This window comes from Methylocella silvestris BL2 (genome assembly GCF_000021745.1).
GTDB classification, from domain to species: domain Bacteria; phylum Pseudomonadota; class Alphaproteobacteria; order Rhizobiales; family Beijerinckiaceae; genus Methylocapsa; species Methylocapsa silvestris.
This window is the reverse complement of the sequence record NC_011666.1, coordinates 1,393,070-1,417,224: the sequence shown is the minus strand read 5'-3', so window position 1 is coordinate 1,417,224 and position 24,155 is coordinate 1,393,070. Positions and strand designations below refer to the sequence as shown.

The 24,155-nt window shown below is 62.0% G+C and carries 22 protein-coding genes and 1 tRNA gene; 10 read left to right on the top strand and 13 right to left on the bottom strand.

Annotated features, from left to right (window positions below; translation table 11 throughout):
• Window positions 1-19 precede the first annotated feature (19 nt).
• Window positions 20-712, bottom strand: a complete 693-nt coding sequence (locus MSIL_RS06740; protein ID WP_012590352.1) for an orotate phosphoribosyltransferase — start codon at window positions 710-712, stop codon at window positions 20-22.
• 319 nt (window positions 713-1,031) lie between these two features.
• On the opposite strand from MSIL_RS06740, the gene MSIL_RS06735 reads away from it, so the two are divergent.
• Window positions 1,032-1,853 carry a sterol desaturase family protein gene (locus MSIL_RS06735; RefSeq protein WP_012590351.1) on the top strand — a complete coding sequence of 274 codons (822 nt, stop codon included), beginning with the start codon at window positions 1,032-1,034 and terminating at the stop codon, window positions 1,851-1,853.
• 11 nt (window positions 1,854-1,864) lie between these two features.
• Here MSIL_RS06735 and MSIL_RS06730 read toward each other — a convergent pair whose 3' ends face one another.
• Together MSIL_RS06730 and hmuQ are read right to left on the bottom strand one after the other, a co-directional pair.
• Window positions 1,865-4,693: a cation-translocating P-type ATPase gene (locus MSIL_RS06730; protein ID WP_012590350.1), complete on the bottom strand. Its 2,829-nt coding sequence runs from the start codon at window positions 4,691-4,693 to the stop codon at window positions 1,865-1,867.
• 70 nt (window positions 4,694-4,763) lie between these two features.
• Complete coding sequence (hmuQ, locus tag MSIL_RS06725; RefSeq protein WP_012590349.1) at window positions 4,764-5,087, bottom strand: heme-degrading protein HmuQ; 324 nt, start codon at window positions 5,085-5,087, stop codon at window positions 4,764-4,766.
• Window positions 5,088-5,285: 198 nt separating this feature from the next.
• Here hmuQ and MSIL_RS06720 point away from each other — a divergent pair, with 198 nt between their 5' ends.
• Window positions 5,286-5,516 (top strand): hypothetical protein, encoded by a 231-nt coding sequence (locus MSIL_RS06720; RefSeq protein WP_012590348.1) that lies wholly within the window; start codon window positions 5,286-5,288, stop codon window positions 5,514-5,516.
• A gap of 20 nt (window positions 5,517-5,536) precedes the next feature.
• On the opposite strand, the gene MSIL_RS06715 is transcribed toward MSIL_RS06720, so the two are convergent.
• The 4 genes from MSIL_RS06715 to MSIL_RS06700 form a co-directional block, all read right to left on the bottom strand.
• A complete protein-coding gene (locus MSIL_RS06715) occupies window positions 5,537-6,457 on the bottom strand; it encodes a metal ABC transporter solute-binding protein, Zn/Mn family (protein WP_012590347.1) in 921 nt (306 codons plus the stop codon).
• Window positions 6,458-6,477: 20 nt separating this feature from the next.
• Window positions 6,478-7,302, bottom strand: coding sequence for a metal ABC transporter permease (locus MSIL_RS06710; protein ID WP_425277115.1), 825 nt, complete (start codon window positions 7,300-7,302; stop codon window positions 6,478-6,480).
• Between the two features lie 44 nt (window positions 7,303-7,346).
• The gene (locus tag MSIL_RS06705; protein WP_012590345.1) at window positions 7,347-8,102 is read right to left on the bottom strand and encodes a metal ABC transporter ATP-binding protein; all 756 of its coding nucleotides are present in this window, start codon (window positions 8,100-8,102) and stop codon (window positions 7,347-7,349) included.
• 253 nt (window positions 8,103-8,355) lie between these two features.
• Window positions 8,356-9,354, bottom strand: coding sequence for a histone deacetylase family protein (locus MSIL_RS06700; protein WP_244406228.1), 999 nt, complete (start codon window positions 9,352-9,354; stop codon window positions 8,356-8,358).
• Window positions 9,355-9,550: 196 nt separating this feature from the next.
• Between MSIL_RS06700 and ada the strand changes: the two genes are divergently transcribed.
• On the top strand, window positions 9,551-10,624 hold the full coding sequence (gene ada, locus MSIL_RS06695) for a bifunctional DNA-binding transcriptional regulator/O6-methylguanine-DNA methyltransferase Ada (protein ID WP_012590342.1): 1,074 nt from the start codon (window positions 9,551-9,553) through the stop codon (window positions 10,622-10,624).
• An 80-nt stretch (window positions 10,625-10,704) separates the two neighbouring features.
• Here ada and MSIL_RS06690 read toward each other — a convergent pair whose 3' ends face one another.
• Complete coding sequence (locus tag MSIL_RS06690) at window positions 10,705-11,235, bottom strand: hypothetical protein (RefSeq protein ID WP_012590341.1); 531 nt, start codon at window positions 11,233-11,235, stop codon at window positions 10,705-10,707.
• Window positions 11,236-11,498: 263 nt separating this feature from the next.
• Between MSIL_RS06690 and MSIL_RS06685 the strand changes: the two genes are divergently transcribed.
• From MSIL_RS06685 to MSIL_RS06670, 3 genes are all read left to right on the top strand, one after another.
• The gene (locus tag MSIL_RS06685) at window positions 11,499-12,077 is read left to right on the top strand and encodes a hypothetical protein (RefSeq protein WP_012590340.1); all 579 of its coding nucleotides are present in this window, start codon (window positions 11,499-11,501) and stop codon (window positions 12,075-12,077) included.
• Between the two features lie 138 nt (window positions 12,078-12,215).
• Window positions 12,216-14,393, top strand: a complete 2,178-nt coding sequence (locus tag MSIL_RS06680; RefSeq protein ID WP_012590339.1) for a patatin-like phospholipase domain-containing protein — start codon at window positions 12,216-12,218, stop codon at window positions 14,391-14,393.
• Between the two features lie 177 nt (window positions 14,394-14,570).
• Window positions 14,571-16,277: an MFS transporter gene (locus MSIL_RS06670; protein ID WP_012590338.1), complete on the top strand. Its 1,707-nt coding sequence runs from the start codon at window positions 14,571-14,573 to the stop codon at window positions 16,275-16,277.
• A gap of 112 nt (window positions 16,278-16,389) precedes the next feature.
• Here the strand turns inward: MSIL_RS06670 and MSIL_RS06665 are convergent, their stop codons facing one another.
• Window positions 16,390-16,701, bottom strand: coding sequence for a hypothetical protein (locus MSIL_RS06665; protein WP_012590337.1), 312 nt, complete (start codon window positions 16,699-16,701; stop codon window positions 16,390-16,392).
• Window positions 16,702-17,169: 468 nt separating this feature from the next.
• Here MSIL_RS06665 and MSIL_RS06660 point away from each other — a divergent pair.
• Window positions 17,170-17,245 (top strand) — tRNA-Thr (locus MSIL_RS06660).
• Window positions 17,246-17,299: 54 nt separating this feature from the next.
• Window positions 17,300-17,791, top strand: coding sequence for a PRC-barrel domain-containing protein (locus MSIL_RS22320; protein ID WP_012590336.1), 492 nt, complete (start codon window positions 17,300-17,302; stop codon window positions 17,789-17,791).
• Here the strand turns inward: MSIL_RS22320 and MSIL_RS22315 are convergent.
• The gene (locus MSIL_RS22315; RefSeq protein ID WP_148213040.1) at window positions 17,758-18,015 is read right to left on the bottom strand and encodes an IS3 family transposase; all 258 of its coding nucleotides are present in this window, start codon (window positions 18,013-18,015) and stop codon (window positions 17,758-17,760) included. The two genes, MSIL_RS22320 and MSIL_RS22315, sit on opposite strands and share 34 nt — an antisense overlap.
• Window positions 18,016-18,211: 196 nt before the next feature.
• A complete protein-coding gene (locus MSIL_RS22310) occupies window positions 18,212-18,325 on the bottom strand; it encodes a hypothetical protein (protein WP_148213194.1) in 114 nt (37 codons plus the stop codon).
• Between the two features lie 382 nt (window positions 18,326-18,707).
• Here MSIL_RS22310 and MSIL_RS06645 point away from each other — a divergent pair, with 382 nt between their 5' ends.
• Window positions 18,708-19,868 carry an alpha/beta hydrolase gene (locus MSIL_RS06645; protein ID WP_012590335.1) on the top strand — a complete coding sequence of 387 codons (1,161 nt, stop codon included), beginning with the start codon at window positions 18,708-18,710 and terminating at the stop codon, window positions 19,866-19,868.
• A 140-nt stretch (window positions 19,869-20,008) separates the two neighbouring features.
• Entirely contained in the window at window positions 20,009-21,724 is a 1,716-nt protein-coding gene (locus MSIL_RS06640; RefSeq protein ID WP_012590334.1) for a carboxylesterase/lipase family protein, read from the top strand.
• Between the two features lie 360 nt (window positions 21,725-22,084).
• Here MSIL_RS06640 and MSIL_RS22410 read toward each other — a convergent pair whose 3' ends face one another.
• Both MSIL_RS22410 and MSIL_RS06635 read right to left on the bottom strand, forming a co-directional pair.
• On the bottom strand, window positions 22,085-22,267 hold the full coding sequence (locus MSIL_RS22410) for a DUF2924 domain-containing protein (RefSeq protein WP_083772182.1): 183 nt from the start codon (window positions 22,265-22,267) through the stop codon (window positions 22,085-22,087).
• A gap of 1,338 nt (window positions 22,268-23,605) precedes the next feature.
• On the bottom strand, window positions 23,606-23,917 hold the full coding sequence (locus tag MSIL_RS06635; RefSeq protein ID WP_012590333.1) for a hypothetical protein: 312 nt from the start codon (window positions 23,915-23,917) through the stop codon (window positions 23,606-23,608).
• Window positions 23,918-24,155: the final 238 nt, after the last annotated feature.

The following is a 24,155-nucleotide window of genomic DNA, read 5'->3' as shown; positions in this document are numbered from 1 at the left end:
GCGGATGGGCTTGCCGCCCTCAGCTTTTGAACGCGGCGATCCCGCCATGGGCCGCCGACCATTTGGCCGGCTCGTTCAAAAAGGCCTCGACTTCGTCCAGCGTCGCTTTCTCAAAATATCGCTCCGCCCGCGCAACCTCCAGAATGTCGCGCCAGGTGACAAGATGATGAAGCGTGACGCCAAGGTCGGCCATGACTTTGGCTGCTTCCGGAAAGATGCCGTAGAAGAAAAACACGAAGACATGGTCGCATTTTTGGCCCGCCTCGCGCAGCGCCTCGCAGAAGCTGACCTTGCTGCGGCCGTCGCTGGCGAGATCCTCGACCAGCAGCGTCCGGGCGCCGTCTTGCAGCACGCCCTCGATGCGGGCGTTGCGGCCAAAGCCCTTCGGCTTCTTGCGGACATATTGCATCGGCAGCATCAGCCGCTCGGACAGCCACGCCGCGTAGGGAATGCCGGCCGTCTCGCCGCCGGCGACGATATCCAGCTGCTCATAGCCGATTTCGCGCTCGATCGTCGTCACGGCGAAGTCCAGCAGCCGGCCGCGTAGCCGCGGGAAGGAGATCAGCTTGCGCATGTCGGTATAGACGGGGCTCGCCCAGCCGGAGGTGAAGATGAAGGGCTTTTGCGGATTGAAAAGGATCGCCTCCACCTCGATCAGCATCTTTGCGGTTTCCCGGGCGATGGTCTGTTTTTCGAGGGAGGGCTGGGTCACGGCGTTCCTGTCCTTCAGCGGCTTCGGGCGGAGCCTGTCGTAATTTATTCGCTCCGATTGGCAAGGGCGCAGCTTGTAAAAAAGCCCGGAGCATTTGGAGCAATTCCAAATATCGCGTGATGAAACAAAGAGATGCGTTACATCATGATACAAAAGTTGCGCTGATTTCGCTTGAATTTATGCGTTGAATCAAATCGAAAGGCGCGTAATTGGTCGACAAAGCCGCGCCGCCCGGACCGTGCGACGGGCGGAGCGCCGGATAGACCCGCGCTGATTTAAGGATGAAGAATGATATTCCGCACCGGAAAGGACGCTCGACTTGACTGACGCGAACGGCGCTCTGCCCATCCCGCTCTCCGTTCTGGCCTTCCTGGTCCAAATGGTCGTCTACCACGGCGTCGGCCTGTGGTTCGAATGGTGCGACCGCACCGGACACATGAGCGCCTATAAGATGCGTTCGGTCGAACGCATGAGCTATTTCGAGCTTTTGCCGCGCGTGCTGATCAATCAGTTTTTCATCCTGCTTCCCTCAATGGCGGCGCTCGAATTTTTGGGCCTCGCCTTCGTCGGCGCGGCGCATCTCAATCCGCTGCATTTCATCGCGGCCATGGTCGCGATGGGCGTCGGGCACGATGTCGTGCAATATATCTCGCACCGTTTCCTGCTGCATCGGCCGGGCTGGATCCGCAAACTCGGGCATAGCGTGCATCATTCGACCGGAGCGAGCCGGGCGATCAGCGCCTGCTATATGGGCCACGTCGATTTCTTCCTCGAGATCGTGCTGCCCTATCTTATTCCCTTGATGCTGGTGTTCGCCGGCGCCGATGTGTTCTTCCATCTGCTCGTCGCCAGTCTCGGCGCGATCGGCGGGCTTTACGAACATTCCGGCTATGATTTCTCGGTGAAGCTGCCGCGCGGCCTGGGCGGGCTGAAGGGCCGCTTCTATGGCGCGCTCGCCGGGCTTTCGACCAGCAAGGCACATGCGGAGCATCATCGCCGCAGCAATGTCAGCTTCAGCGACGGCTTTGGCAGCCCCGGCATCTGCGACACGGTGTTCGGCACGCGCTGGGACCTCGTCGGCGACCGCGGCCGGCCAAGGCCGCAAGCCGGCGAACCGCAAAAAGAAGCGGCTCACCATTAGGCGCAAGCAGCTTAGGCTGGCCTGGGCGGCTGCTGCGCGAGGACGCTGCGGCTAAGGGTGAAGCGCGCCAGCTTGCGCGCTTCGCTGAACCACAGCACCACGCTCGCGAGGCCGATGCAGACCAGCCATTGATCGAGCGTCAGCGGCGCGGTTCCCATCGCCAGGTTGAGGAAGGGGACGTGGACGACCGCGACCTGCAGAGCAGCCGACAAGACGATTGCGCCCCAGAGCCAGCGATTGACGAAGAGATGCGCAAAGGCGCTTGAGGCCTCGGAGCGCGACGCGAAACAGTTGAATAATTGCGCGAGCACGAGCGTCGTGAAGCCCGCCGTGCGCGCATTGGCGAGGTCGCGCGAGCCCTCGATCAAGCCGCCCGGCAAATAGATATCGATCGTCAAAAGCGTCACGATCGCCACTGCGGCGCCGGTCAAGAGAATTTCCGCCCACATGGAGGCGTCGATGATCCGCTCGCGCGGCCGCCGCGGCTTGCGGGCCATGACGTCGTCCGTCGCAGGGTCGACGCCGAGGGCGAGCGCGGGGCCGGAGTCGGTGAGCAAATTGATCCACAGCAATTGCGTGGCGAGCAAAGGAAGCGCCAATCCGCCATAGCCGGCGGCGCCCTGGAGCCCGATGAGCGCCGCCCCGACGACGCCAAAAAAGACCGTCAGCACTTCGCCCATGTTGGACGAGAGCAGATAACGCAGACATTTGCGGATATTGTCGTAGATGGCGCGGCCCTCGGTCACGGCCGCGACGATGGTGGCGAAATTGTCGTCGGCGAGCACCATCTTGGCCGCTTCCTTGGTCGCCTCGGTTCCATTGACGCCCATGGCGACGCCGATATCGGCGGCCTTCAGCGCCGGCGCGTCGTTGACGCCGTCCCCCGTCATGGCGACGACATCTCCGTTCGCCTGCAGAGCGGCGACGATGCGGAGCTTGTGGACCGGCGCGACGCGCGCATAGACCGATGTTTCGCGGGCGGCTTTGGCGAAATCCTCATCGTCAAAGGCGTCCAGCTCGGGGCCGGTCAGCACCGGCGACCCGGCGCTCACAATGCCGAGATCCGCGGCGATGCGCGCAGCCGTGCGTGGATGGTCGCCCGTGATCATGATCACGCGCACGCCGGCTCGATGCGCCTCGTGGATCGCGCTGGCCGCCTCCGCGCGCGGCGGATCGATCATGCCGACGGCGCCGCCGTAGATGAGATCGCTCTCCAGCTCTTCGAGGGCTTGCGGCAGCTCGCCGGGGTCGAGCGGACGATAGGCGACGGCGAGCGGGCGCAGCGCCGCATCGGACAGGCCGTCGACGTCGGCGAGAAGCCGCGCTTTCCAGGCGCCGTCGAGCGCCACGACCTCCGCGCCGACGCGCAGCCGCGTGCATCGCTCCAGCAGCACGTCCGGCGCGCCCTTGGCGATGATGACGCGTTCGTCGGCGTGTTCGCGGTCGATTTCGATCGTCGACATCATTTTGCGCTCGGACGTAAATGGGATCAGCGCGACCCTCGCGAAGCGCCCGCGGCGCCAATCCGTCAGGCCGAGCTTGCGCTCCGCCACGAGGAACGCGGCTTCGGTCGGCTCGCCCTCGATCTCCCACGCCCCATCGTCGGATTGGCGCAGATCGGCGTCGCCTGCGAGACTGCCGCCGCTGAGCACGACGATTTGCTCCTGTCGCGCCATGGCTGCGCGCGTTTCGTCCCCCTGTTCCAGCCGTCCGATCGGCGCGTAGCCGACGCCCGTGATGCGGGCCGAGCCGGAAGCGGTTATCACGCGCTCGATGGTCATTTCCGAGCGCGTCAGGGTGCCGGTCTTGTCCGAAGCGATGACCGAAGCGGAGCCGAGCGTCTCCACGGAGGACAGCTCCTTGACGATGGCGTTGCGCTTCGCCATCCGCTGCACCCCGAGAGCGAGCACGACGGTCAGCGTCGCCGGCAGCCCTTCCGGAACGGCGGCGACCGCGAGGGATACGGCGAGCAGCAGGATCGTGATGACGTCATGCGCGCTGTGGATCTCGGATGAGACGAGAACCGTTCCGGCCACCACGACGCAAATAACGATGACGGCCAGCCCCAGCATGCGGCCGAGATGGCTGATTTCGCGCTCCAGCGGCGTCGGCTTCGGCGCCGTCGCCTTGAGCAATTCGGCGATCGCGCCGATCTGGCTGTCCGTCCCGGTGGCGGTGACGACGGCGCGTCCGCCGCCCCGGACAACCGTCGTTCCCTTGAAGACCATATCGCGCCGGTCGCCGATCGCCGCCGGCTGGCGCAGCGTCGCGGCGTCTTTCAACACCGCTTCGCTTTCTCCCGTCAGCGAGGCTTCCTGGACGCGCAGCGACGCCGCGCTGATGAGGCGCGCGTCCGCCCCGACCGCGTCCCCCTCGCTCAGCAAGAGCAGATCGCCACGCACAAGTTCGGCGCTTGGCGTGCGCAGCGGATGGCCATCGCGCATGACCGCCGAGGTGACGGCCGTCATCCGAGCCAGAGCGGCCACCGCGTTTTCGGCCTTCGCCGCCTGCAGATAACCGAGAAGCCCGTTGAGCGACACCACAATCAAAATGACGACAGCGTCCACCGGCCAGCCGGCTCTTCCCTCGATCACCCAGGCGACGAGCGCGACGACGATAGCGCCCATCAGGAGATAGATGAGCGGATCATCGAATTGCGCGAGGATTCGGCGCCAGACGGGCGGTCGCGGCGCCGCACGAAGTTCGTTCGGGCCGTCTTCCGCGAGACGGCGCGCGGCCTCCTTCGCGGTCAGCCCGCGTTCGAGGTCGGCGCCAACGCCTCTCGCTACGTCCTCGGCGTCAAGGACGGAGGGGTCGGCGAGCGCGTCGGCTCTCTCCATGATTCCCCGATCTTGTGATTTCGACGGCGCTATGGCTGGGGCGGCCGGGCGAATGCCGGGCAGGGCAGGGTCAGGCCGGAGCCTTCTCGACGGTCTGGATCACCTCAAATCCTTCGAACTCGGGATGGCCGAGGGTTTTCGGCTTTTGATCGCCGGCGTTCCGATGCGCAGCCCGGAACTGTTCGGATTTGGTCCAGGCGGTGAAATCATCCTGGCTGTCGAACAGTGTGTGCGAAGAATAGAGGATGTGATCCTCCCGCTCCGGCCCCCGCAGCAAATGGAATTCGATAAAGCCCGGAACCGTGTTCAACTGCGAGTCGCGATTGCGCCAGACGTCCTCGAAGGCTTGCGTCTGGTCCTTCAGGACTTTGAATCGATTCATGGCGATGAACATGGCTGGCGGTCTCCTGCGTCGATTGGTCGAGGTTCCGCATAGCTCATTTTGCCTGGAAGCGCACGCCCGGGAGAGCGCTCAGGGGGGCGCGGCGAAACGCTGCCTTCTTGGCGCGGGCCAATGTGAACCGTTTGCGCTATAATTCGTTTTCCATGAGACGCGGGAAACCCGGGCGTCAGGCGGGACGGCAAAGATCCGATGCCAGAGCATGTCAAATTCCTGCTCCGCCATGCGCTGATCGGCATTGCGATCGGCCTTTGCGCTGTGATCGCCATCGTCACGCTGGACGTCGCCCATATTGGCACCTTGATCGGACGATCGAGCCAGAAATGGCTCTGGCTCACGCTGCTGGCCGCCTCGTTCAGCTTCAGTTTCGGCGGCCTGCAAATGGCCTTCGCCATCATGCTGATCCCAAACGACGAAGAGTAGACGGAGGCGCCGCTCTCCGATCAGCGGCTCTCCGCCGCCGCCGAGGACTGTTTGGCGATGGCGTCGGCGATCTTGTCGACGCTATTGCGCAGCATCCTGGCGTAGGTCGGCGCGGGACCGTCGGGCGGCGAAAGCGATTCAACATAGAGCACGCCGCCCGGCTCTGCGCCCGTCGCCTCGGCGATCTGCTTGACCAGCCGCGGGTCGTTCGAGTTCTCGATGAAATAGATTTTCACCTTTTCGCGTCTGATCTGGTCGATCAATTTGGCGACGCCGGCGGCCGAGGCTTCCGTTTCCGTCGAAAGGCCGAGCGGTGACAGGAAGGTCACGCCATATTCCTTGCCGAAATAGCCAAAAGCGTCATGGCTGGTCAGCACCTTTCGGAGATCCTTCGGCGTCGCGTCGAATTTCGCGTGGGCGTAGGCGTTAAGGTCTTGAAGCTCCTGCACATATTTCGCGGCGTTGGCCTTGAAGTCGGCGGCGTCCTGCGGGTCCGCGGCGGCGAGCGCCTTTTCAATATTGCCAGTCCAGACGATCACATTCAGCGGAGTGTTCCAGACATGCGGATCGGTGACGGTCTTGCCGTCCTCCTCCATCTTCTGCGTCTTCACGCCATTTGAGGCGACGACGGGCTTGCCGTTATAGCCCGCCGCTTTGGCGAGCCGCTGAAACCAGCTTTCAAGACCCTCGCCACTGACGAAGGTGACATCGGCGCTCTTGATGGCCTTCGCGTCATTCGGCGAGGGCTCGAATTCATGCGGGTCGCCATTCGCCGGCACCAGGCTTTTGACGCGCACATGATCGCCGCCGACCTGTTGCACGACGTCGGCGAGGACGGTGAAGCTCGCGACGACGTCAAGCGTCCTGGCGGAAGCGGCGGAGGCTGCGGCGCCGAGGGCGGCGGAGGCGAGCAGCCGGGCGATCAGATTTGCGTAGCGCATGGAAGGCTCCTTGGCGAAATTCAGCCCGCAAGATGCGGACGCGGGAACAGCCGCCGCAAAGCGCCGGAAGGGCTGAGCAGCAGCGAGGCGGCGTAGAGCAGGCTGGCGGTGAGGATGATCGTCGGCCCCGAGGCGAAGCCGAAATGGAAGGAGACGATCAATCCGGCAAGCCCGGAAAAAGCGGCGGAGGCGGCGGCGATCGCCGCCATGCCGGGAAGCGAGCGCGCCCAGAGGCCGGCGACGGCGGCCGGCAGCATCATCATGCCGACCGCCATCAGCGTGCCGAGCGCCTGAAATCCCGCGACCAGATTGAGCACGACGAGAAACAGAAACAGAAAATGATAGGCCGACCCGCGCCCACCGACCGCGCGCAAAAAGCCAGGATCGAAACATTCCGCGACAAGCGGGCGGTAGACGAGGGCAAGCGTCGCCAGAGTGAAAGAGGCGATTCCCCCGACCAGAAACAGCGCCTGCGAATCGATCGCCAGAATGGTCCCGAACAGCACATGCAAAAGATCGATGTTCGAGCCGCGCAGCGAGACGATCAGCACGCCGAGCGCGAGTGAAGTCAGATAGAAACTGGCGAAGCTGGCGTCTTCCTTCAGCGCCGTGGTGCGGCTGACGAGGCCGGAGAGGAGCGCAACGCTGAGGCCGGCGATCAGCCCGCCGAGCCCCATGGCGGGCAACGACAGGCCGCCGGCGATAAGAAAGCCGATGGCGGCCCCTGGCAGAACGGCATGGCTCATGGCGTCGCCGACGAGGCTCATGCGCCGCAGCATGAGGAGCACGCCGACGGGACCGGAGCCAAGCCCGAGCGCGATCGAGGCGACGAGGGCGCGGCGCATGAAACCATAGTCGACGAAGGGCTCGACGATCAGCGCATAGAGGGTCAATGGCCGGCTCCGTTCGCCGGCGCGCAGGGAGGAGCGTCTTCGTCGATGCGTTCGAGCATGGCCTCGGCCCGCTTCAGATTGCCGGGCGAGAGCGCGGCCTCCGTCGGTCCCCAGCCGATTTTTTCGCGCGCAAGCAGCAGCGTTTGCGGAAAATAGGCGCGCACCTGATCGAAATCATGCAGCACGGCGATCACCGTGCGCCCGTCGCCATGCCAGCGCCGGACGATCTCGAGAAGATCGCGAGTGGTGCGCGCGTCGATGGCGGCGAAGGGTTCGTCGAGCACAAGCACGCGGGCGTCCTGCAAAAGCAGCCGCGCGAACAGGACGCGCTGGAACTGGCCCGCCGACAGCGAGCCGATCGGACGGCGCTCGAAGCCGGACAGGCCGACCGCCGACAGCGCCTCGCGCGCCTTTGTGGCGACCCCGGCCGGCACGGCGCCGAACGCGCCGATTTCCTTCCAAGCGCCAAGCAGAACCGCCTCTGCGACGGAGAGCGGAAAATGGCGGTCGATCTCGGCCGCCTGCGGCAGATAGCCGAAATCGCTGATCGCCAAGCCGCCACGATCGATGCGGCCTGCGGCGAGCGGCATCTCGCCCATCAGCGCCTTGAGCAGCGTCGATTTTCCGGCGCCGTTGGGACCCGCGACCGCCGTAAGGCTGCCCGGCGCGAAGGCGCCCGACACGTGATGCACGGCAGGATGACGATCATAGGCGATGGTCACATTTTCGAAGCGGATCGCAGCCGTGCTCATGGCAGGGAGACCGCCCAGAAAATGGCGATCCAGAGGAGGGCGATGACGGCGCCTGCAGCGAGAAGACGCTGCGCGGCTCCGCGGGCCATCAGCGCGGATGAAAAAGGGTCTTGCAGGCGGCGCGTTTTGAACATTTGCAGACAGTTGAACCTCTGGCGGCCTCGGGGAGGGGCACGCAAATGATATAACATAACATCATGGTCCGCCGTCAACCGCGCATTTTTCGCGTTCTTGGCCTCCGACGAAATGGCGGTCAGACGCCCTGCATCAACGCGCCGACATGGGCGGCCGTCGAACGCGCCAGCGCGTCAAGCGCATATCCGCCTTCGAGGAAGGAGACGATCCGGCCGCCGCAATGTTTTTGCGCCGCCTCGACCAGCTTCAGCGTGATCCAGGAGAAGTCCGCCTCGCTAAGGCGCAAATCGGCGAGGGGATCGTTGAAATGCGCGTCGAAGCCGGCCGAGATCAGGATCAGATCCGGCCGGAAAGTGTCGAGCGCGGGAAGAATGCGCGTCGTCATCGCTTCCGCGAAAACGGGTCCGCCGTCGCCGGCCCGCAGCGGCGCGTTGAAGATGTTGCCCGCGCCGGTATCCGTGAGGGCGCCGGTATAAGGAAACAGCGGCGCCTGATGCGTCGAGGCGAACAGGACGTCTTTGTGGTCCCAGAAAATCTGCTGCGTGCCATTGCCGTGATGCACGTCGAAATCAATGATCGCGACGCGCTCTGCTCCATGCCGCGTCTGCGCATAAAGCGCGGCGATCGCGATATTATTGAACAGGCAAAAGCCCATGATCCGGTTGCGTTCGGCGTGGTGGCCGGGCGGGCGCACCTCGCAGAACGCGTTGGCGACGCGCGATTGCGGGTCCATGACGCGATCGACCGCGAGGAGCCCGGCGCCGACTGCGCGATAGGCCGCCTCGAACGAGCCCGCGGAGATCGCCGTATCGCCGTCGAAGGAATAGGGCAAATTCTCGGCGTCGGTCGCGGCTGCCTTGAAACGGGCGAGATGGGAGGCGCTATGGGCGCGCAGGATTGCGGTCTCAATGTCGTCGCGCAGCGGCGCGTCCTCGCGCCGGAGCGTGGAAAACACCGGATCCTTCAGCGCGGCGTCGATCGCCCGGAGCCGCGCCGGCCGCTCGGGATGGCCGGGTCCGGGATCGTGATCGAAAAAGCCGGGGTGGGTCACGAGCAGCGTTTGCAACGCGCCGCCTGCGGCGGCGGCCGAACCCGACAAAAGCTCGGTCTGCGTCATCGCGCTGGCGAGGCAAAGTTTCAGGAATGAGCGCCTTTCGATCATGACGGCGACGAGGGCTAGGCGCGATTTGAAAGCAAGATTCGGAGCGCCATCGGCCCCCGAGACGTCCTATTCTAGCAATCGAGGTCGGCGCTTGTCACGCTCCGTGAAACCGGCAAACTCGGCAGAGAAATCGAAGATGAGCCTATTTTTTATGAACGCGCCCGAAACGCCTTTGCAAGATAGCGGCGATCCAATCGAGGCGCGCTTCGAAGCCATCGCCCGCCGCGATGCGGACGCCGGCTTCGTCTATGCCGTCCGCACCACGGGCGTCTACTGCCGGCCGGACTGCGCCGCCCGGCCGGCGCGGCGCGAAAATGTGTCGTTCTTTGCAACTGGCGCCGAGGCCGAGCGCGCGGGATTTCGCGCCTGCAAGCGGTGCCGGCCCGATCAGCCGGGCCAAGCCGAGCGCGACGCGATCCTCATCGCCCGCGCCTGCCGGACGATCGACGAGGCCGAGACGGCGCCCGCTCTCAAAAGTTTGGCCGTGGCGGCGGGCCTCAGCCCCTCTTATTTTCATCGCCTGTTCAAGGCGGCGACCGGCGTCACGCCGCGCGCCTATGCGAGCGCGAAAAGAGCCGAGCGGCTCGCGGCAGGCCTTGGCGCGGCGGTGCGGATCACCGATGCGATCTATGACGCCGGGTTCAATTCCGCGAGCCGCTTTTATGAATCCTCCAATGCGAGGCTGGGAATGACGCCAAAAGACTATCGCGACGGTGGGGCAGGGGTCGAAATGCGCTTCGCCATCGGCGAATGCTCGCTCGGTTTCGTCCTTGTCGCCGCCACCGACAAGGGCGTCTGCGCCATTTTGATCGGAGACGATCGCGATGCGCTGACCCTCAATCTACATGACCGGTTCCGCAGGGCGCGCCTCATTGGCGCCGATGCGGATTTTGGCGCGCGTCTCGCGCAGATCATCGCTCTTGTTGAGACGCCGCAGCGGAATTTCGACCTGCCGCTCGACATCATTGGCACGGCGTTTCAGCAGCAGGTCTGGCAGGCGCTGCGCGCGATCCCGCTTGGCGCGACGGCAAGCTATGCCGATGTGGCGAAAGCGATCGGCCGACCGCAGTCGGCGCGCGCCGTCGCTGGCGCCTGCGCCGCCAATCCGATCGCGGTCGCCATTCCCTGCCATCGCGTGGTGCATTCGGACGGGTCGATGTCGGGCTACCGCTGGGGCGTCGACCGCAAACGCGCACTGCTCGATCGCGAGAAGAAAAAGCCGTGACCGCAAGGCCAGGACGGCTCGCGCCCAGACGAACACGCGATGATGGGCGTCATATCTGATAGGGCCGGGCGAGGCGCGCGCTATTTCGGCCCTTTTCCGTCAACGTAATAATAGGGCTGCGAGTAGCAACTCTTCCAGGTCCGTACGATGCGCTTGCCATAGGCCTCTTCTTCAAAAGCGTAGCTGGGCCCCTCGTCGAACACGTCGAGGCCCGCGTGTTTGCGGTTCCAATGGATCAGCTCGTGCAGGACGGTCGCTTCGAGGACGAGATCGCGTTCCGGATCATTGCCCGGATTGCCGACGAGATCGCCAGCGATCAAGATCTTGTCTACGCCCTCGAAGGGCACGGTAAGGCCATACCAGTTGATCTGCAGCTTGCGCTGATAAAGATTGTCGCCGATCTTTTCTTCGCCCATGTCTTCGCAGACGGCCCGATCATTGTCGACCTTGATGTAGGGCGGATCGCCCCAGCTCAATCCATCCGATCCGGCGCTGCGTTTCGCATAGGCGCTGTAGACCTTCGGCTTGTTCTTCTTCAAATTAGAGAGATCATAAAACAGCCAGTAATAGAGATCTGGATATTTCTTTTTCTGGTCCGATTCCATCAACATGCGCCCGCTCCTTTCCGCCGCGGCGATCCATTCGGCCGGAGTTGTCGAAAGCCGTTTTAAACAAGGTAGCAGCCCGAGCCGGAAGCCGACGTGCGGGATCGCGCATGGTGCGACGGGCAATGTTGCAGGCGTCATAAGGTTAAGCCGGCAAGCTCTTGCGTCGCATTTCGCGCGGAGCGATACTTTGTTTGCCGCAAGCCGGGCCGAGGACGCTTCATTCGATTGCTAATCGGCGGCGAGGGCAGACATCAAGCGGAGATTTTATGCGTCCAGACGCTCTTAAGCCCCAGGCGGAAAACTTTGGCGTTGCAGGCGCCGCCGTTTGGATCGGCCTTGCCGCCGCCTTTAGCGCTCTGTTCAGCTTCTCCTTCGCTTGCGCGGCTCCATTCGCGGGTTTCGCCGCCTTCGCTGCATTGATAGCGCCTCGCCGTTTCGCGATGATCCTTGTCGGCGCGGCCTGGCTCGCAAACCAGTTCGTCGGCTTTCTGCTGCTCGGCTATCCGGCGACTGCCGGCAGTTTTGCGTGGGGCGCGGCGCTGGGGCTCGCCGCGCTGACCGCGGCTCTCGCCGCTTCGATTGTAATCCGGCAAACTGGCGTCCGGCCGGTCGCGACGGGGCTTGCTTTTCTCGCCGCCTTTGCGTCCTTCGAGATCGTGCTGTTTGCCGCGTCGGCTGTGCTGGCATCCGGCCCTGACGCCTTCGCGCCAGCCGTCGTCGCGCGCATTTTCGCGATCAATGCTGCGTCTTTCGCGGCTCTGTTGGCGGCGCGCCAGCTTGGGCGCGGAATTGGCCGATATGCCCCGCCGTTCCTCGCGTCACGGGGCCGCCAGCCAGCAGGGTAGTCTTCGCGACGATCTTAATGTATTATTGCGATGCGGACGTATATTGCTTAATTTTCTTTAGATATAGTATAAAACCGTTTGAAACGAAGACAATAATTTCTAGCGACAAGATTCATTCTTTATGTATTGGAGGGAGCCATGCCACAGCCCGAGGACCGGCCTGAATTTCAACTGGGCCTTACCATGTCCGGCGCGATCTCCGCCGGCGCCTATACCGCCGGCGTGTTCGATTTTTTGATCGAGGCGCTCGACCAATGGGAGCTCGCGCGCGAGGGCAAAATTCCCGGCGTCGATCCGGCGAAGATCCCCAATCATTTCGTTGGCCTCAAGGTGATCTCGGGCGCGTCGGCCGGCGCCATAACCGCCGCCGTGGGCGCCGTCGCCCTGGCGGACAAGAATCAACACCCAGTCTATTTCGATCCGGAAACGAAGCTGCGGACGAAATATTATTTGCCAAAGCTCTACGAGACCTGGGTGGTCAAGCCCACTCTTGACGCAGGAGATCCGAATTTGCCGGATTTCCTGACCAGTACGGACATCGACGGAACGCCATTCACCGACGATGATGATTATTCCGCAACGTCCGGAATCGCCAAGGCGTCGCAATGGCCGGCAAGCGCCGTCTCCTTGCTGAATGCGCGGCTGCTCGACGGGATCGCCAAATCCGCCCTCGACGTCGACGCCGTGCGTTCGCCGCGCGCCTTCGTTTCGGCTAGGCTTCATATTTATCTGACGCTGACCAATCTGCGCGGCGTGCCCTATCAAGTGCTGTTCGAGGGCGGCGACTATCAAATGCTCTCGCATGGGGATCGCGTGCATTACACGGTAGCCGGGCTTGGCGGGTGGCAGACTTCGAGCCGCTTCTCGGACGGCGACCTTGGCCGCGACATTGACGCCCTATCCTTGGCGGACGGCCGTCCCAATCAGCAATGGAAGGATTTCACCATCTGCGCGCTCGCTTCCGCCGCCTTTCCGGTCGGACTCGCGCCGCGGCAGATTTACGCCCTCTCCAAGGAATATGACGGCGCCGACGCCGGCGCCTTTCGGCGCTTTCCGGATGACGCCCTCGCCGAGTGCCGGCAAATCGAGCCGGCCTGGTCGGCGGGCTTTATCGATTTTCCATTCATGACGGCGGACGGCGGCACGATCGACAATGATCCTTTCGAATATGCCAGATTCGCCTTGAAGCCCGATGATCTTTCGGCGCGCATCGACTTCTGTCTCAAAACGGTCGACCGCGCGGTGATCATGATTTCGCCTTTCCCGCCCAACAAGCCGCCGCTGGCCGCCGGGAAGCCGACAGCCGATGTTTTCAGCATCGCCGCGGCGCTGGTTCCGTCCCTCGTCGACCAGGCGCGCTTCAAGCCGAGCGAACTCGCGCTCGCCGCCAACCCCGATCATGGCAGCCGCTATCTGATCGCGCCGCGCCGCGTGGAGGCCGACGATACCGTCGACCGCTATCCGATCGCCAGCGGACTTCTGGGCGGCTTTGGCGGCTTCGTCGCCTTGTCTTTCCGCGATCATGATTTCCAGCTCGGGCGCCGCAACTGCCAGCAATTCCTCAAAGGAACTTTCGCCGCGCCGGCGGCCAATAAGCGCATCGCCTGCTGGCCGGAGGGCGTGAAGGAAAATTTCGCGGCGGGCCGGACGAAGGAGGAAAAGGCCGACCAGAAGGAGTTGAATTATTGCCTGCTGCCACTGTTTGGCACAGCCGCAAAGGTCGTCGAATTGCCGCGCTGGCCGAGCATGTCGCGGCGCGACTTCGACGCGCTGCAAAAGCGGATCGCCGGGCGGTTCGGCGCCATCGCGCCCGTTCTCCTTCAGAACAATGTCAAAGGCGTCCTTGGATGGCTGCTCTCGCTCGCGCTGCTTCCGGGCGTCGGCGGCATCCGCAACCGGGCGCTCGACTTTATCGAGGCCACAATCCTTACCGATCTTGTGCGGCGCAACCAGATCGAGGGCGTTGGCGATCTGTCCGATGTCCCTTACTTCGCGCCCGACGATCTGCGCGAGATCCTGGCGCGATTGATCAATTGGGAGCGCAAGCCGCGCAGCGCGCAGGACATCGCCGAGTCGCTGGCCACGCTTCAAGCAAACGGTCCGGACGAAGGCAAAATTGAGCGGGCGCTCGACGCTTTGAGCGCGAGGGCCGGCAAACCCAATCTCGTCTGGCGCGCGCCCTGGACCGCCGCCGGCGGCAAAAAACTCTACGCCTTCGCCGACTGGAAGCCTGGGGTGGGCGGCAGCGCGAGCCTCTTCGTTCAGTCGGTGTTCCAGAAGCTGCGCCGTCGCGATCCAAACCAGAACCTGCCATAGCGCGGCGTGCCGGCGCAGGCCGCTCGCCGGCCAGGCGCTTTGCGCCGTCTTCCGGATTGACAAACATGCCGGGCGGCCATTTCCTTTGCGCGGAGTTGAACCGTTCGCGCGCCTGGCCCAAAGGTCGCGCAGGACGGCGCGACCGGCGCCGCGACGCGGCCAACAGCCAGGATCAACATGGCGATCGCCTCGGTATCGGAAGCGGACAGCGCCGGACTGCGGCGCATCACCGCCGTCGACAAGAAGCTCATCTTCGCCTCCTGTCTCGGCACGATCTTCGAATGGTATGATTTTTATCTCTATGTTTCGCTGACCGGCATCATAGGCGCCCAGTTCTTCGGCCAGTTCGACGAGGCGACGGCGGATCTTTTCGTATTGATCGCCTTTGCGGCCGGGTTCCTCGTGCGGCCGTTGGGAGGCCTGGTGTTCGGGCGCCTTGGCGATCTCGTCGGCCGCAAATACACTTTTCTGCTGACCATCCTGATCATGGGCTTTTCGACCTTCGTGATCGGGCTCGTGCCCGGCTATGGCGTAATTGGCGCCGCCGCGCCGGTCCTGCTGATTGTGACGCGGCTGTTGCAGGGATTGGCGATCGGCGGCGAATATGGCGGAGCGGCGATTTTCGTCGCCGAACATGCGCCACAGCGGCGGCGGGGCCTGTTCACCTCCTTCATTCAGGCGACCGCGACGCTCGGCCTCATGTCGTCGCTCATCGTGATCCTGCTCACCAAGGCGATCCTCGGCGAGGCGAATTTCATCAACTTCGGCTGGCGGATTCCGTTCCTGCTGTCGGTGGGGCTGCTTGGCGTTTCCTTGTGGATACGCCTGCAGCTCAATGAATCTCCGGCTTTCGCGAAGATCAAGGCCGATGGAACCGCCTCGCGCGCGCCGCTGAAGGACGCCTTCGGCAATTGGGCCAATGGGCGGATCGTGCTGCTCGCGCTGTTCGGCCTCACCATGGGGCAGGGCGTCATCTGGTACACGGGACAGTTCTACGCACTGTCTTTCCTGCGGCAGACGCTGCGGATCGACAATTTTACGGCGAGCGTGCTGCTCGTCTGGGCGATGGCGCTTGCCGCCGGATTCTTCGTTTTTTTCGGGTGGCTCTCGGACAGGATTGGACGCAAGCCGATCATCATGTTTGGCTGCCTCATCGCGGCGGCGACCTACATGCCGATCTTCGATCGCATCACGGCGATCGCCAATCCGGCTCTCAACACCGCCTATCAAAAAGTTTCGGTCAAAGTCATCGCCGACCCCGCCGATTGCGGCAATCTGTTTAACCCGGTCGACACGCGCAAAGCGGCGACCTCCTGCGATATCGCGCGCGACTTGCTGGCGAGCCATTCCGTGAAATATGCGCGCGAGGCCGCGCCTGCGGGGACGCAGGCGCAGATCGTGATCGGATCGGAGGGGATCGACGTTTTTGCCGCGGAGGATGTCGCCGACCCGCAGGCCGCGCGCGTGGAACTCGATCAAAAGCTCGTCGGCGCGCTGGAGCAGGCCGGCTATCCGCGGACCGACGACACAACGCGCGTTCGCATGTCGAACGCCTTCGACGTGTTTCGACCGCAGGTCGCGATGCTCATCGGCCTGTTGTTTCTTTTGGTTTTATATGTCGCAATGGTCTATGGGCCGATCGCGGCCGCGCTGGTCGAATTGTTTCCAACGCGGATCCGCTACACGTCGCTGTCGCTGCCCTATCACATCGGCAACGGCTGGTTCGGCGGCCTGCTGCCCGCCACAGCCTTCGCGATGGTCGCGGAAACGGGCGATCGTCTTTACGGGCTGTGGTATCCGATGGCGATCGCGCTCGCCTGTTTTGCGATCGGAGTCGCCTTCGTGCCGGAGACCAAGGACCGCGACATTACCGCCGGCGACTGACCCGTCGCGGCGCAACGCAAAGCGGCCGCGCGAGCGGCCGTCCGTTTGCCGCAGGCGTGTGACGATCATAGCCTCGGATATTTGATCGATCCAGAATCGGGAACGGGCCGGATTATTCGCAGACGCGGACGCGACGGTAGACATAGCCGTAGCCGTCCCACACCGCTTCCGGTTGGACCCAACAGCGCGGCGGAGGCGGCGGCGGGTAGCCGCCATAAGCAGGAGCATAATAGGCGGGCGGCGGCGGAGCGGAATTTGCGATGGCGCTGCCGGCGATGGCGCCGACGGCGAGGCCGCCAAGCAGGCCCGCCGCGACCGCGCCGGCGTCGTCGGCCTGCGCCGGAACGCTGACCGCCGCAAAGGATGCGGCGAGAACGCCAGACGCCAGACAAAGCCTGATCGTTTTACCCAAATGGTTCGGCATGAATGTCTCCGCCTTGCCGCCGCGGCGGCAGTTTCCCCTAAGGCTTTCCTTATTTCGCCTATTCGCGGCAAGATTAGGTCGAATCAACTAATAATTGGTAAGCTCAGCGCCCCGGGCGTCAGGCGCGCGACGGCTGAACCGAAAGGGCCCTGTTCTCATCTGATCGCGCCAATCGATGTTTCGTGAAAGAGCCAGAGCAGGGAGAAGCTCGGGCTGCAAAGGCCGGCGCCAATTGCCAATGCGCCGCGTCGCTGCTAGAGGATGGCGCAAAAGCGGCCGTTTAGCTTTGGCCTCGACGCTTCGTGTTCGGCTTAGACGAGGACCGAGGCGCCGATTCCTTCGCCCGTTGAGATGACATAATGCGCGAAAAGGGCAACGGGGGATTGAGACAAGGATTGCGCTCAGCATGGGAAGCCGCGAAGATCGCGGCTTAGCTGATCAAGAGTCGATCAAAGCTGCCGCCAAAACGCCGGCTTAGCTCAGTTGGTAGAGCAACTCATTTGTAATGAGAAGGTCGCGGGTTCGACTCCTGCAGCCGGCACCAAGAACTAACTTAAAATCAATTAGTTAGATTCTCCGATCAAGCGGACGACAAGCCTTGACTGGCTCGGGGCACCACCGGGGCACGCCCAAATCCTGGAAAACCACGACCTTCGTCGGCGCGGCGACTGAGTGTTGTAACAGCGAGTGTGATCGCGGCTCTTTTGACGACGCCTTCGGCGTCGCTTTGACCAAGGTCGATCCTCATACGGTGGCGACGGGCCAACGCGCGTCGAAAATTGTCGGCGCCTCCGTAGTGAATGACGCGGACGAAACGGTGGGCAAAGTCGACGATCTCCTCATAACACCGACCGAGAGGGCGCCCTACGCTATATTGTCTGTCGGCGGCATTCTCGGGCTTGGATCGAAATATGTCGTCATCCCCTTTAGCTCGCTGCAGATGCAAGATAAGCGCATCATGCTTCCCTGCGCCACGAAGGATCAGATCAAGGCCGCCTCGAAGGCGTTGCCCGACCTCGATTGCCAGCGCCTCACGGCTGAATACGCCGACAATGGTCAAGGCCCGAAACTTCTCGCCGTTGCTGAGTGAATGAAGTCGAGGCTGCAGGCTTCATTCAGCTGCTTCGGTCGATGTCGCGGTTTGCGATGAACCGCCATTTTGCGTCGACGCGGCCGCTTGCCGCGAAGAGCAAGCCCTTCTTCGCGATAAAGCCGGTAAACCAGGTTCTTGCCGATCGCCCGGCCCTCGCGTTTCAACAAGATGTGGACACGCCGATAGCCACATCGAATGCGGGTGTGAACAATCTCGTGCATGCGTCGGCGGCGGATCTCCAGACGCAGATCCCGAATGCTTGGCTTCCTCTGGGTCGATCGATGCTGGCGCGTCAGAGCGCAGGCCCGTCGCTCGCTGTAGCCGTGACACGCCGTCACGTAAGCGACAACTTTCTTCGTGAGCGCTGGCCTGGAAACTTTTTTGACAGGACATCCTGCAAGGCGGCTTTGTCCAGGCTCACTCCGCGACCAGTTTCTTCAGCTGGACGTTCTTCTCCGAAAGCTGCTTAAACTCACGGACCTGATCCGATTCATACTGCTTTTTCCATCGATGAAACGTCTGTTCGGAAATGCCGACCTACCGGATCAAGTCCGCCACCGGAGGGCCCAATTCCGCCTGCTTCAAGACTGCGACGATCTGCTCGACCGAAAACCGCTCCCTATTCATCGCCAATCTCCCGCTCCAACTCTGGGAAATCCGCCAGAAAACTAACATCAATCCTGGGCCACTTCCGCCGGGGCGCCTCACGGCCTCCACTATATCCAATTTATGATAGGGGCGGAATTTCGTGGAAGATTATGTACTGTCACGGGTCTATACCAGTAATGTCGCTTCACGTTTTGGTGACCAAGAGAATATGAGGTCAATATAGCAAAGCTAGGGCATCCGGAAGGTTGCCGCATGCTTGCGTCCGCGGATGTGGCCGTTGGCTAGCAAAATAAAGGAGGCCGACATGAGACTTCGTCGTCGGGTCTTTCGACCCATCTCACGACATATCGCCGGACTCGCTTGCATCGCCGCGATACTATCTGTGTTTCCTGTTGCTTCCGTCGGGCTGGCTCAAGATTATGGACAGTACAAAAGACCTCAGGTCATCGCGAAACGCGGTAACTTCTTTGTCGGTGGAACGCGCAACGCCAAGGACCAAATCGTCGGTCAAATGTACGTGGAATATGCGATTCCACAGACGCAGACGCACACTTATCCGCTGGTCTTCGTTCACGGCGGCGGCCAGATTGGCGTTGGCTGGAATGAAACGCCTGACGGTCGGGAAGGGTGGGCACAGTATTTCCTTCGTAAAGGATACGCCGTCTACGTCGTCGATCAGCCTGGGCGCGGCCGCTCTCCCTATAATTCCCAAATGGGGCCCCTCAGCGATCCAGGCGATTCCCTGACGGTTCGAAGGCTCTTCGCGGCGCCGGAGCGCTACAACATCTGGCCGGCCGCGAAATTCCACACACGCTGGGTCGGGCCGGCGGTGGACGGCGATCCGACGTTTGATCAGTTCCTCGCCTCGCAGGCGGCGGCAATCGACAACACGGCGCAGGAGCCGCTGACTGCGGACGCGCTGATTGCCCTCCTAGAGAAAATTGGCCCCTCTATTCTGGTGCCACATTCGCAGCCGGGATTTCCTGCCTGGCTGGTGGCCGACCGCAGGCCCGATCTCCTGAAAGCGCTGGTCACGATCGAGCCGGGCGGACCGCCGGTCGTCGCGCTGAAACCACTTGGGACGCTAAACCTTCCGTGGGGGCTGACCCTCAATCCGCTTCATTACCGCCCGGCAGTCTCAGACCCGTCTCAGCTAAAATTTGTCGACACGCCTATTCAGGGCGACCCTTACGTCAAGAGCTGTCTGTTACAAAAGGAGCCCGCCCGCCAGCTGCCGAGGATCGCACAAGTACGCATCTTATATCTTTCGAGCGAGGCAGGGTACAATACGCTCTGGGATCCGTGCACGACGCGATATCTCACTCAGGCCGGCGTGAAATTCACGTGGACCAGACTGCAGGACATAGGGATCCGGGGGAATAGTCATTTCATGTTTATCGAGAAGAACAGCGACCAGGTGGCTGGCGTGGTTCTCGATTGGCTCCAAAAGAACGTCAAAGACTGATCTCGCTGAGGAGCGGCAAAGAGCAAAAGCATCTTTGCCGCTCCTACGACTCACGCGACGGCGACGTTCGCGCAACCCGCTCGAGCTCGACACTGGGCCCTCAAGCCTAAATGCGACACTACCCAGAAAAGGAGGGGGCAATGTTCAAGATTTCAAAGCTGCGGCTTTGGGCGCGTTCGCGGCCGCGCGGTCTAAGGCTCTCCGCTGGCGCGGCGATGGCGCTAGGCTTGATGTTTGCGCTCGGAGCGCGTGCGCCGCTTGAGAGTGCTGCCGCGGGCCCTCTGGTGAATACGAAAGAGGGGCCCGTCAAAGGCGTTATCGGCAACGGCGTCGCTCAGTTTCTCGGCATTCCTTATGCGGAGCCGCCAATCGGAGATCTACGCTGGCGACCGCCGAAAAAGCACGCCCCCTGGAGCGGCGTTTTACAGGCGACCGCGTATGGACCTGTCTGCGCGCAAAGCAACCTATTCGGAGTGTTCGCCGGGCCAGCCAACAATAACGAAGACTGCCTCTATCTAAACGTCTTTACGCCGAACATCGATCCTGCAGGCAGGGAGAAGCTCCCGGTCATTGTCTGGATCCATGGCGGCGGCAATGTCGATGGTGAAACGCCCGGATACGACGGGAGCAAACTAGCCGCGCAGGGGCATACCGTCGTCGTGACAATGGAATACCGCCTCAACGTTTTTGGTTGGTTATCTCATCCGGCCCTGGACAATGAGGGACATCTCTTCGGCAACTATGGCCTCCTCGATCAGCAACTTGTGCTGAAGTGGGTGCAACGCAACATCGCGCAGTTCGGTGGCGACAAAAACAACGTCACCGTCGGCGGCCAATCCTCGGGAGCGCTCAACGCGGCCCTCAGTATGGTGTCGCCACTTGCAAAGGGATTGCTGCATCGCGTGATCTGTCAAAGCTACTGTCCTGCCCCGCTTCTGCCAGGCGGGTACTCGACCCCCTTGGCGACCGCGGAGGCCAGAGGTGTCGCCTTTGCGGTTGCGGCCGGTTGCGGCTCTGGCACGGATGCTGCCACCGCCAAATGTCTCCGCAGTCTGACGGCGGCGCAAGCTGGAGCGCTCCGGGGTAATTTCACTGCAGGGCAAGGCGTAGTCGACGGCCAAATTGTTCCGATGCAGCCAATGACCGCCTTCGCCACGGGACAGTTTAATCATGTGCCCCTGATAAATGGCGACGTTGAGGACGAACAAAACTTTTTCCTCGCAATTACCGAGTATAACTCCAACACAAACAATGCGCTTCGTACCCCGCCGACTGCAGAGCAATACTTGGCCTATGTCAACAATACTTTTGGCACGAGCGCATACCCGGCCGGCACGCCGGCGCGGATTCTAGCTCGCTATCCGCTGAATGCCTATGCAACGCCGCAACTGGTTTGGGACAGGGTCGGCACAGACGCCTCGATATGCGGGCAACGGGTGCTTGATAAAATACTGGCGCCTCAGATACCGGTTTACGTCTATGAGTTTGCCGACCAGACGGCGCCGTTCTACTTTCCGAAGATGCCGGGATTGGTTTCTCTCGCGTATCACACTTCCGATATCCAGTATCTCTTTCCGCTTTGGAGCGGTGGACCGTCGCCGCCCAGCATCGTGCGTTATCTGAACAATAAGCAGGAGAAGCTCTCAGACCAACTCGTCGCCTTCTGGGCCAACTTTGCCTGGACGGGCAATCCCAACGGGCAAGGCAATTCCCCGTGGCCGCGCTATACAACCCGCCCGTCGAAACCCGCCTGGCTGATTCAGAAGACCCCAGCCAGTTCGACGATGACTGATGCCCAATACGCAGCGCTTCGCAACTGCGACCTATGGGATTCGGTCGTGCCGCCACTGCCGTGATTGTCTGCACCGACCAAATCGCGCGGGCGCGCCGCAGAGATTGATATAACCCAGATTAACGGGTCGGCGCCGGCTTGATGACTGTGCGTCTCGTCCAGCACCACTGCGATCGATAGTCGGTGAACCCTCGACCGTAGACTGCCGCTCGTCTGGGGAGAATGCAGGACGACATTCGCCGGCGAAGGCGGCGGGGAGATTTCAAGGCGAGGATGGAATCAAAGCGGCACCGCCGCTCTCGAATCTGCATCGTCTATGCCGTGCAACCGGCCGCCTGTGCTGGCATGCGGTCCTCAAGCCTTCTCATGGCGGAAGGGCGTAGATCGCGCAGCGCGCCCGATTGACGGCGCGCCCTTGATTGCTTCACGCATGGGGCCCTCCCTTGCCGTCGCGATCGCCCTTCACGCCTGGCAAGCCGAAGAAGCGCCGGCTCGACCAACGCGCGGAGGTGATTGTCTTGGCGATCTGAGTCAGCGAGGGCCAGGTGTCCCGGCGTATTCGAATCCATTTTCCAGCACGGTGACGGTATGGTTGCGGCCATGCCATTCCCGATCAGGTGGCAGCCTGGCTTTCTTTTTGGCTCGTTCTTTGATCAACGAATATGCGTTCTTTAACGTCAGCGGCAACATCAATCACAGCGAGTCTCTGGGCAGAGATCGCCTCACCTTAATCCTAATGAAGCGCAAAATTGAGGATCGCATGCCATAGCAGTCCGTATGGCAAATGCTGCGCTACCTGCCCAGCTCCTCAGGCCAGAGATGGAGGGCCACGTTACAGATTTAGTGGGTATTTGACGAAGCTATCGGAAATGCCACGGGAGGGCGGATAGCGTTCGAAGCGTCCGATCTATCTCCTCAGGAGCCCATATCGCCCCTCCTTTCGATGCTCACAGAATAACGACGATCATGCCGGCTTCTCCATCACCAGCACATGCTCCTCACGGCGTTCGAGGAATTCACCGTCGTATGCTTCATCGACGTGATTGGAATTCCAAACCCCTGATTCCTGATTCGGCCCCTGTCGCAATCGTGGCCGAGCCATCTTTCGGACGGCGCGTCAACAGGCGTCCTGCAGAGGTTGCTGAGCTTCAGCCCGCCCGTTTGATAGACGCTGCAGATTCGATCCTCAGCCTATCCTTCACCGGCTCAACCATTGATGTGCCGGCGATCTGCGACCGTGGTTCCGCTTGCTGAGGTTCACAGGTCTTCCGCAAAGCGACGTGTGATAGAAATCTTGTCGCATGGCTTTGGATAACGTCCGGCACGCGCGTCGCAAGACCCTTTCGCTTTGACGGTGATCTTAGTGTGGGCGGGACCGGCGCCAAATTCATGGGCGCCGGCGATGCCCAGCACGAACTCTGTACGCCGGAATCTCCCCGTTGCCGAAAGGCGCGATTGCCTCGCGCACTTTGTCTCCCTCGAGGTTAGGTGCCAGCTCTCGTAACGGAAGGCGAGGGCGAACGCTCTTGGTCGAGGGCGGCAAGAATAAGCCGCCGAAGGCCTCCCATGCAGCGGAAGCTTCATATCTACTTAAACCGGCATCTCGACGCTGATCGCTTCACGGCGCGCTCTCCCCGATAGCACGAAGAAGGTTGGAGGACCGCCCGTTTTGGGCTCAATTAACGCCGATACTCGATTTCTGCCTACCGAGGGCGTTGCTGGGGTCAGAGCAAAAGCGCCGATTATGCCGATTTACGGGCTAAGTTATCATAATTATTGCTATCGCAGGAGTATTCGTTACGTCAGATTGACGTATAGAAATAAATGTATTTTTCACGACGAGATATTTGTACCAACAAATATGCCGAAAACAAATCCGGCTGCCGGCAGAAGCACATCCCAACGTCCCGCGAAATTGAGCCAAGCAGTCGAAGGGAATCGGCGTTCAAGGCAGCCGCACACCGCCTTCAATCTCTGCGATCGGGTCCGTGCCCTGGTGGGCCGGCGCATATTTCAAGGAAGCCGCGCCATACTTGCCGCTGGCATGGTCCGGCAATTTTAGTTTTACTTTCTGCTCCGCCTTTTCTAGCGTCGCTCCCCTCGTGTCCAGCTCGTGCACTGTCCATCCGTGGAAAGACTGTCCAATTCGGAGCCTCACAAGCGAATGGTTTGTTTCATCAAGAAAAACCGCCATACTTAAGAGCGGTCCATGCACTACACCAATTAGATCTAATTTGGGCTTTTCGGGCTCCCACATCTGCGGAGCCCTTGCAGGTTCTCTCTCTACACTACCTCTTCGGATATAGGGGAGGGCGCCGGACGGCGCGTCACCGAGAAAAGGGGACGCTGGCGCGTCGCGCGCAGCGATTCCAAAGAAATCGACGAGAGCGGATTGCCTTGACCCGAAGCGTTACGCACAGCCGGCGCGCTGCCGGGAACGACCGTCATGCTCTGCTGTGGGCTCATGGATTCATCAGCACCCAAGCTCTGGCTCG

Coding starts and splice junctions, on each gene's coding strand:
- MSIL_RS06640 (WP_012590334.1), top strand. CDS start 20,009: ATGTTCAAGATTTCAAAGCTGCGGCTTTGGGCGCGTTCGCGGCCGCGC.
- MSIL_RS06730 (WP_012590350.1), bottom strand. CDS start 4,693: ATGGAGAGAGCCGACGCGCTCGCCGACCCCTCCGTCCTTGACGCCGAG.
- ada (WP_012590342.1), top strand. CDS start 9,551: ATGAACGCGCCCGAAACGCCTTTGCAAGATAGCGGCGATCCAATCGAG.
- MSIL_RS06700 (WP_244406228.1), bottom strand. CDS start 9,354: ATGACGCAGACCGAGCTTTTGTCGGGTTCGGCCGCCGCCGCAGGCGGC.
- MSIL_RS06645 (WP_012590335.1), top strand. CDS start 18,708: ATGAGACTTCGTCGTCGGGTCTTTCGACCCATCTCACGACATATCGCC.
- MSIL_RS06670 (WP_012590338.1), top strand. CDS start 14,571: ATGGCGATCGCCTCGGTATCGGAAGCGGACAGCGCCGGACTGCGGCGC.
- MSIL_RS06705 (WP_012590345.1), bottom strand. CDS start 8,102: ATGAGCACGGCTGCGATCCGCTTCGAAAATGTGACCATCGCCTATGAT.
- MSIL_RS06710 (WP_425277115.1), bottom strand. CDS start 7,302: ATGCGCCGCGCCCTCGTCGCCTCGATCGCGCTCGGGCTTGGCTCCGGT.
- MSIL_RS22410 (WP_083772182.1), bottom strand. CDS start 22,267: ATGGCATGGCCGCAACCATACCGTCACCGTGCTGGAAAATGGATTCGA.
- MSIL_RS06685 (WP_012590340.1), top strand. CDS start 11,499: ATGCGTCCAGACGCTCTTAAGCCCCAGGCGGAAAACTTTGGCGTTGCA.
- MSIL_RS06715 (WP_012590347.1), bottom strand. CDS start 6,457: ATGCGCTACGCAAATCTGATCGCCCGGCTGCTCGCCTCCGCCGCCCTC.
- MSIL_RS06720 (WP_012590348.1), top strand. CDS start 5,286: ATGCCAGAGCATGTCAAATTCCTGCTCCGCCATGCGCTGATCGGCATT.
- MSIL_RS22315 (WP_148213040.1), bottom strand. CDS start 18,015: ATGCACGAGATTGTTCACACCCGCATTCGATGTGGCTATCGGCGTGTC.
- MSIL_RS06690 (WP_012590341.1), bottom strand. CDS start 11,235: ATGTTGATGGAATCGGACCAGAAAAAGAAATATCCAGATCTCTATTAC.
- hmuQ (WP_012590349.1), bottom strand. CDS start 5,087: ATGTTCATCGCCATGAATCGATTCAAAGTCCTGAAGGACCAGACGCAA.
- MSIL_RS06680 (WP_012590339.1), top strand. CDS start 12,216: ATGCCACAGCCCGAGGACCGGCCTGAATTTCAACTGGGCCTTACCATG.
- MSIL_RS06635 (WP_012590333.1), bottom strand. CDS start 23,917: ATGTGGGAGCCCGAAAAGCCCAAATTAGATCTAATTGGTGTAGTGCAT.
- MSIL_RS06665 (WP_012590337.1), bottom strand. CDS start 16,701: ATGCCGAACCATTTGGGTAAAACGATCAGGCTTTGTCTGGCGTCTGGC.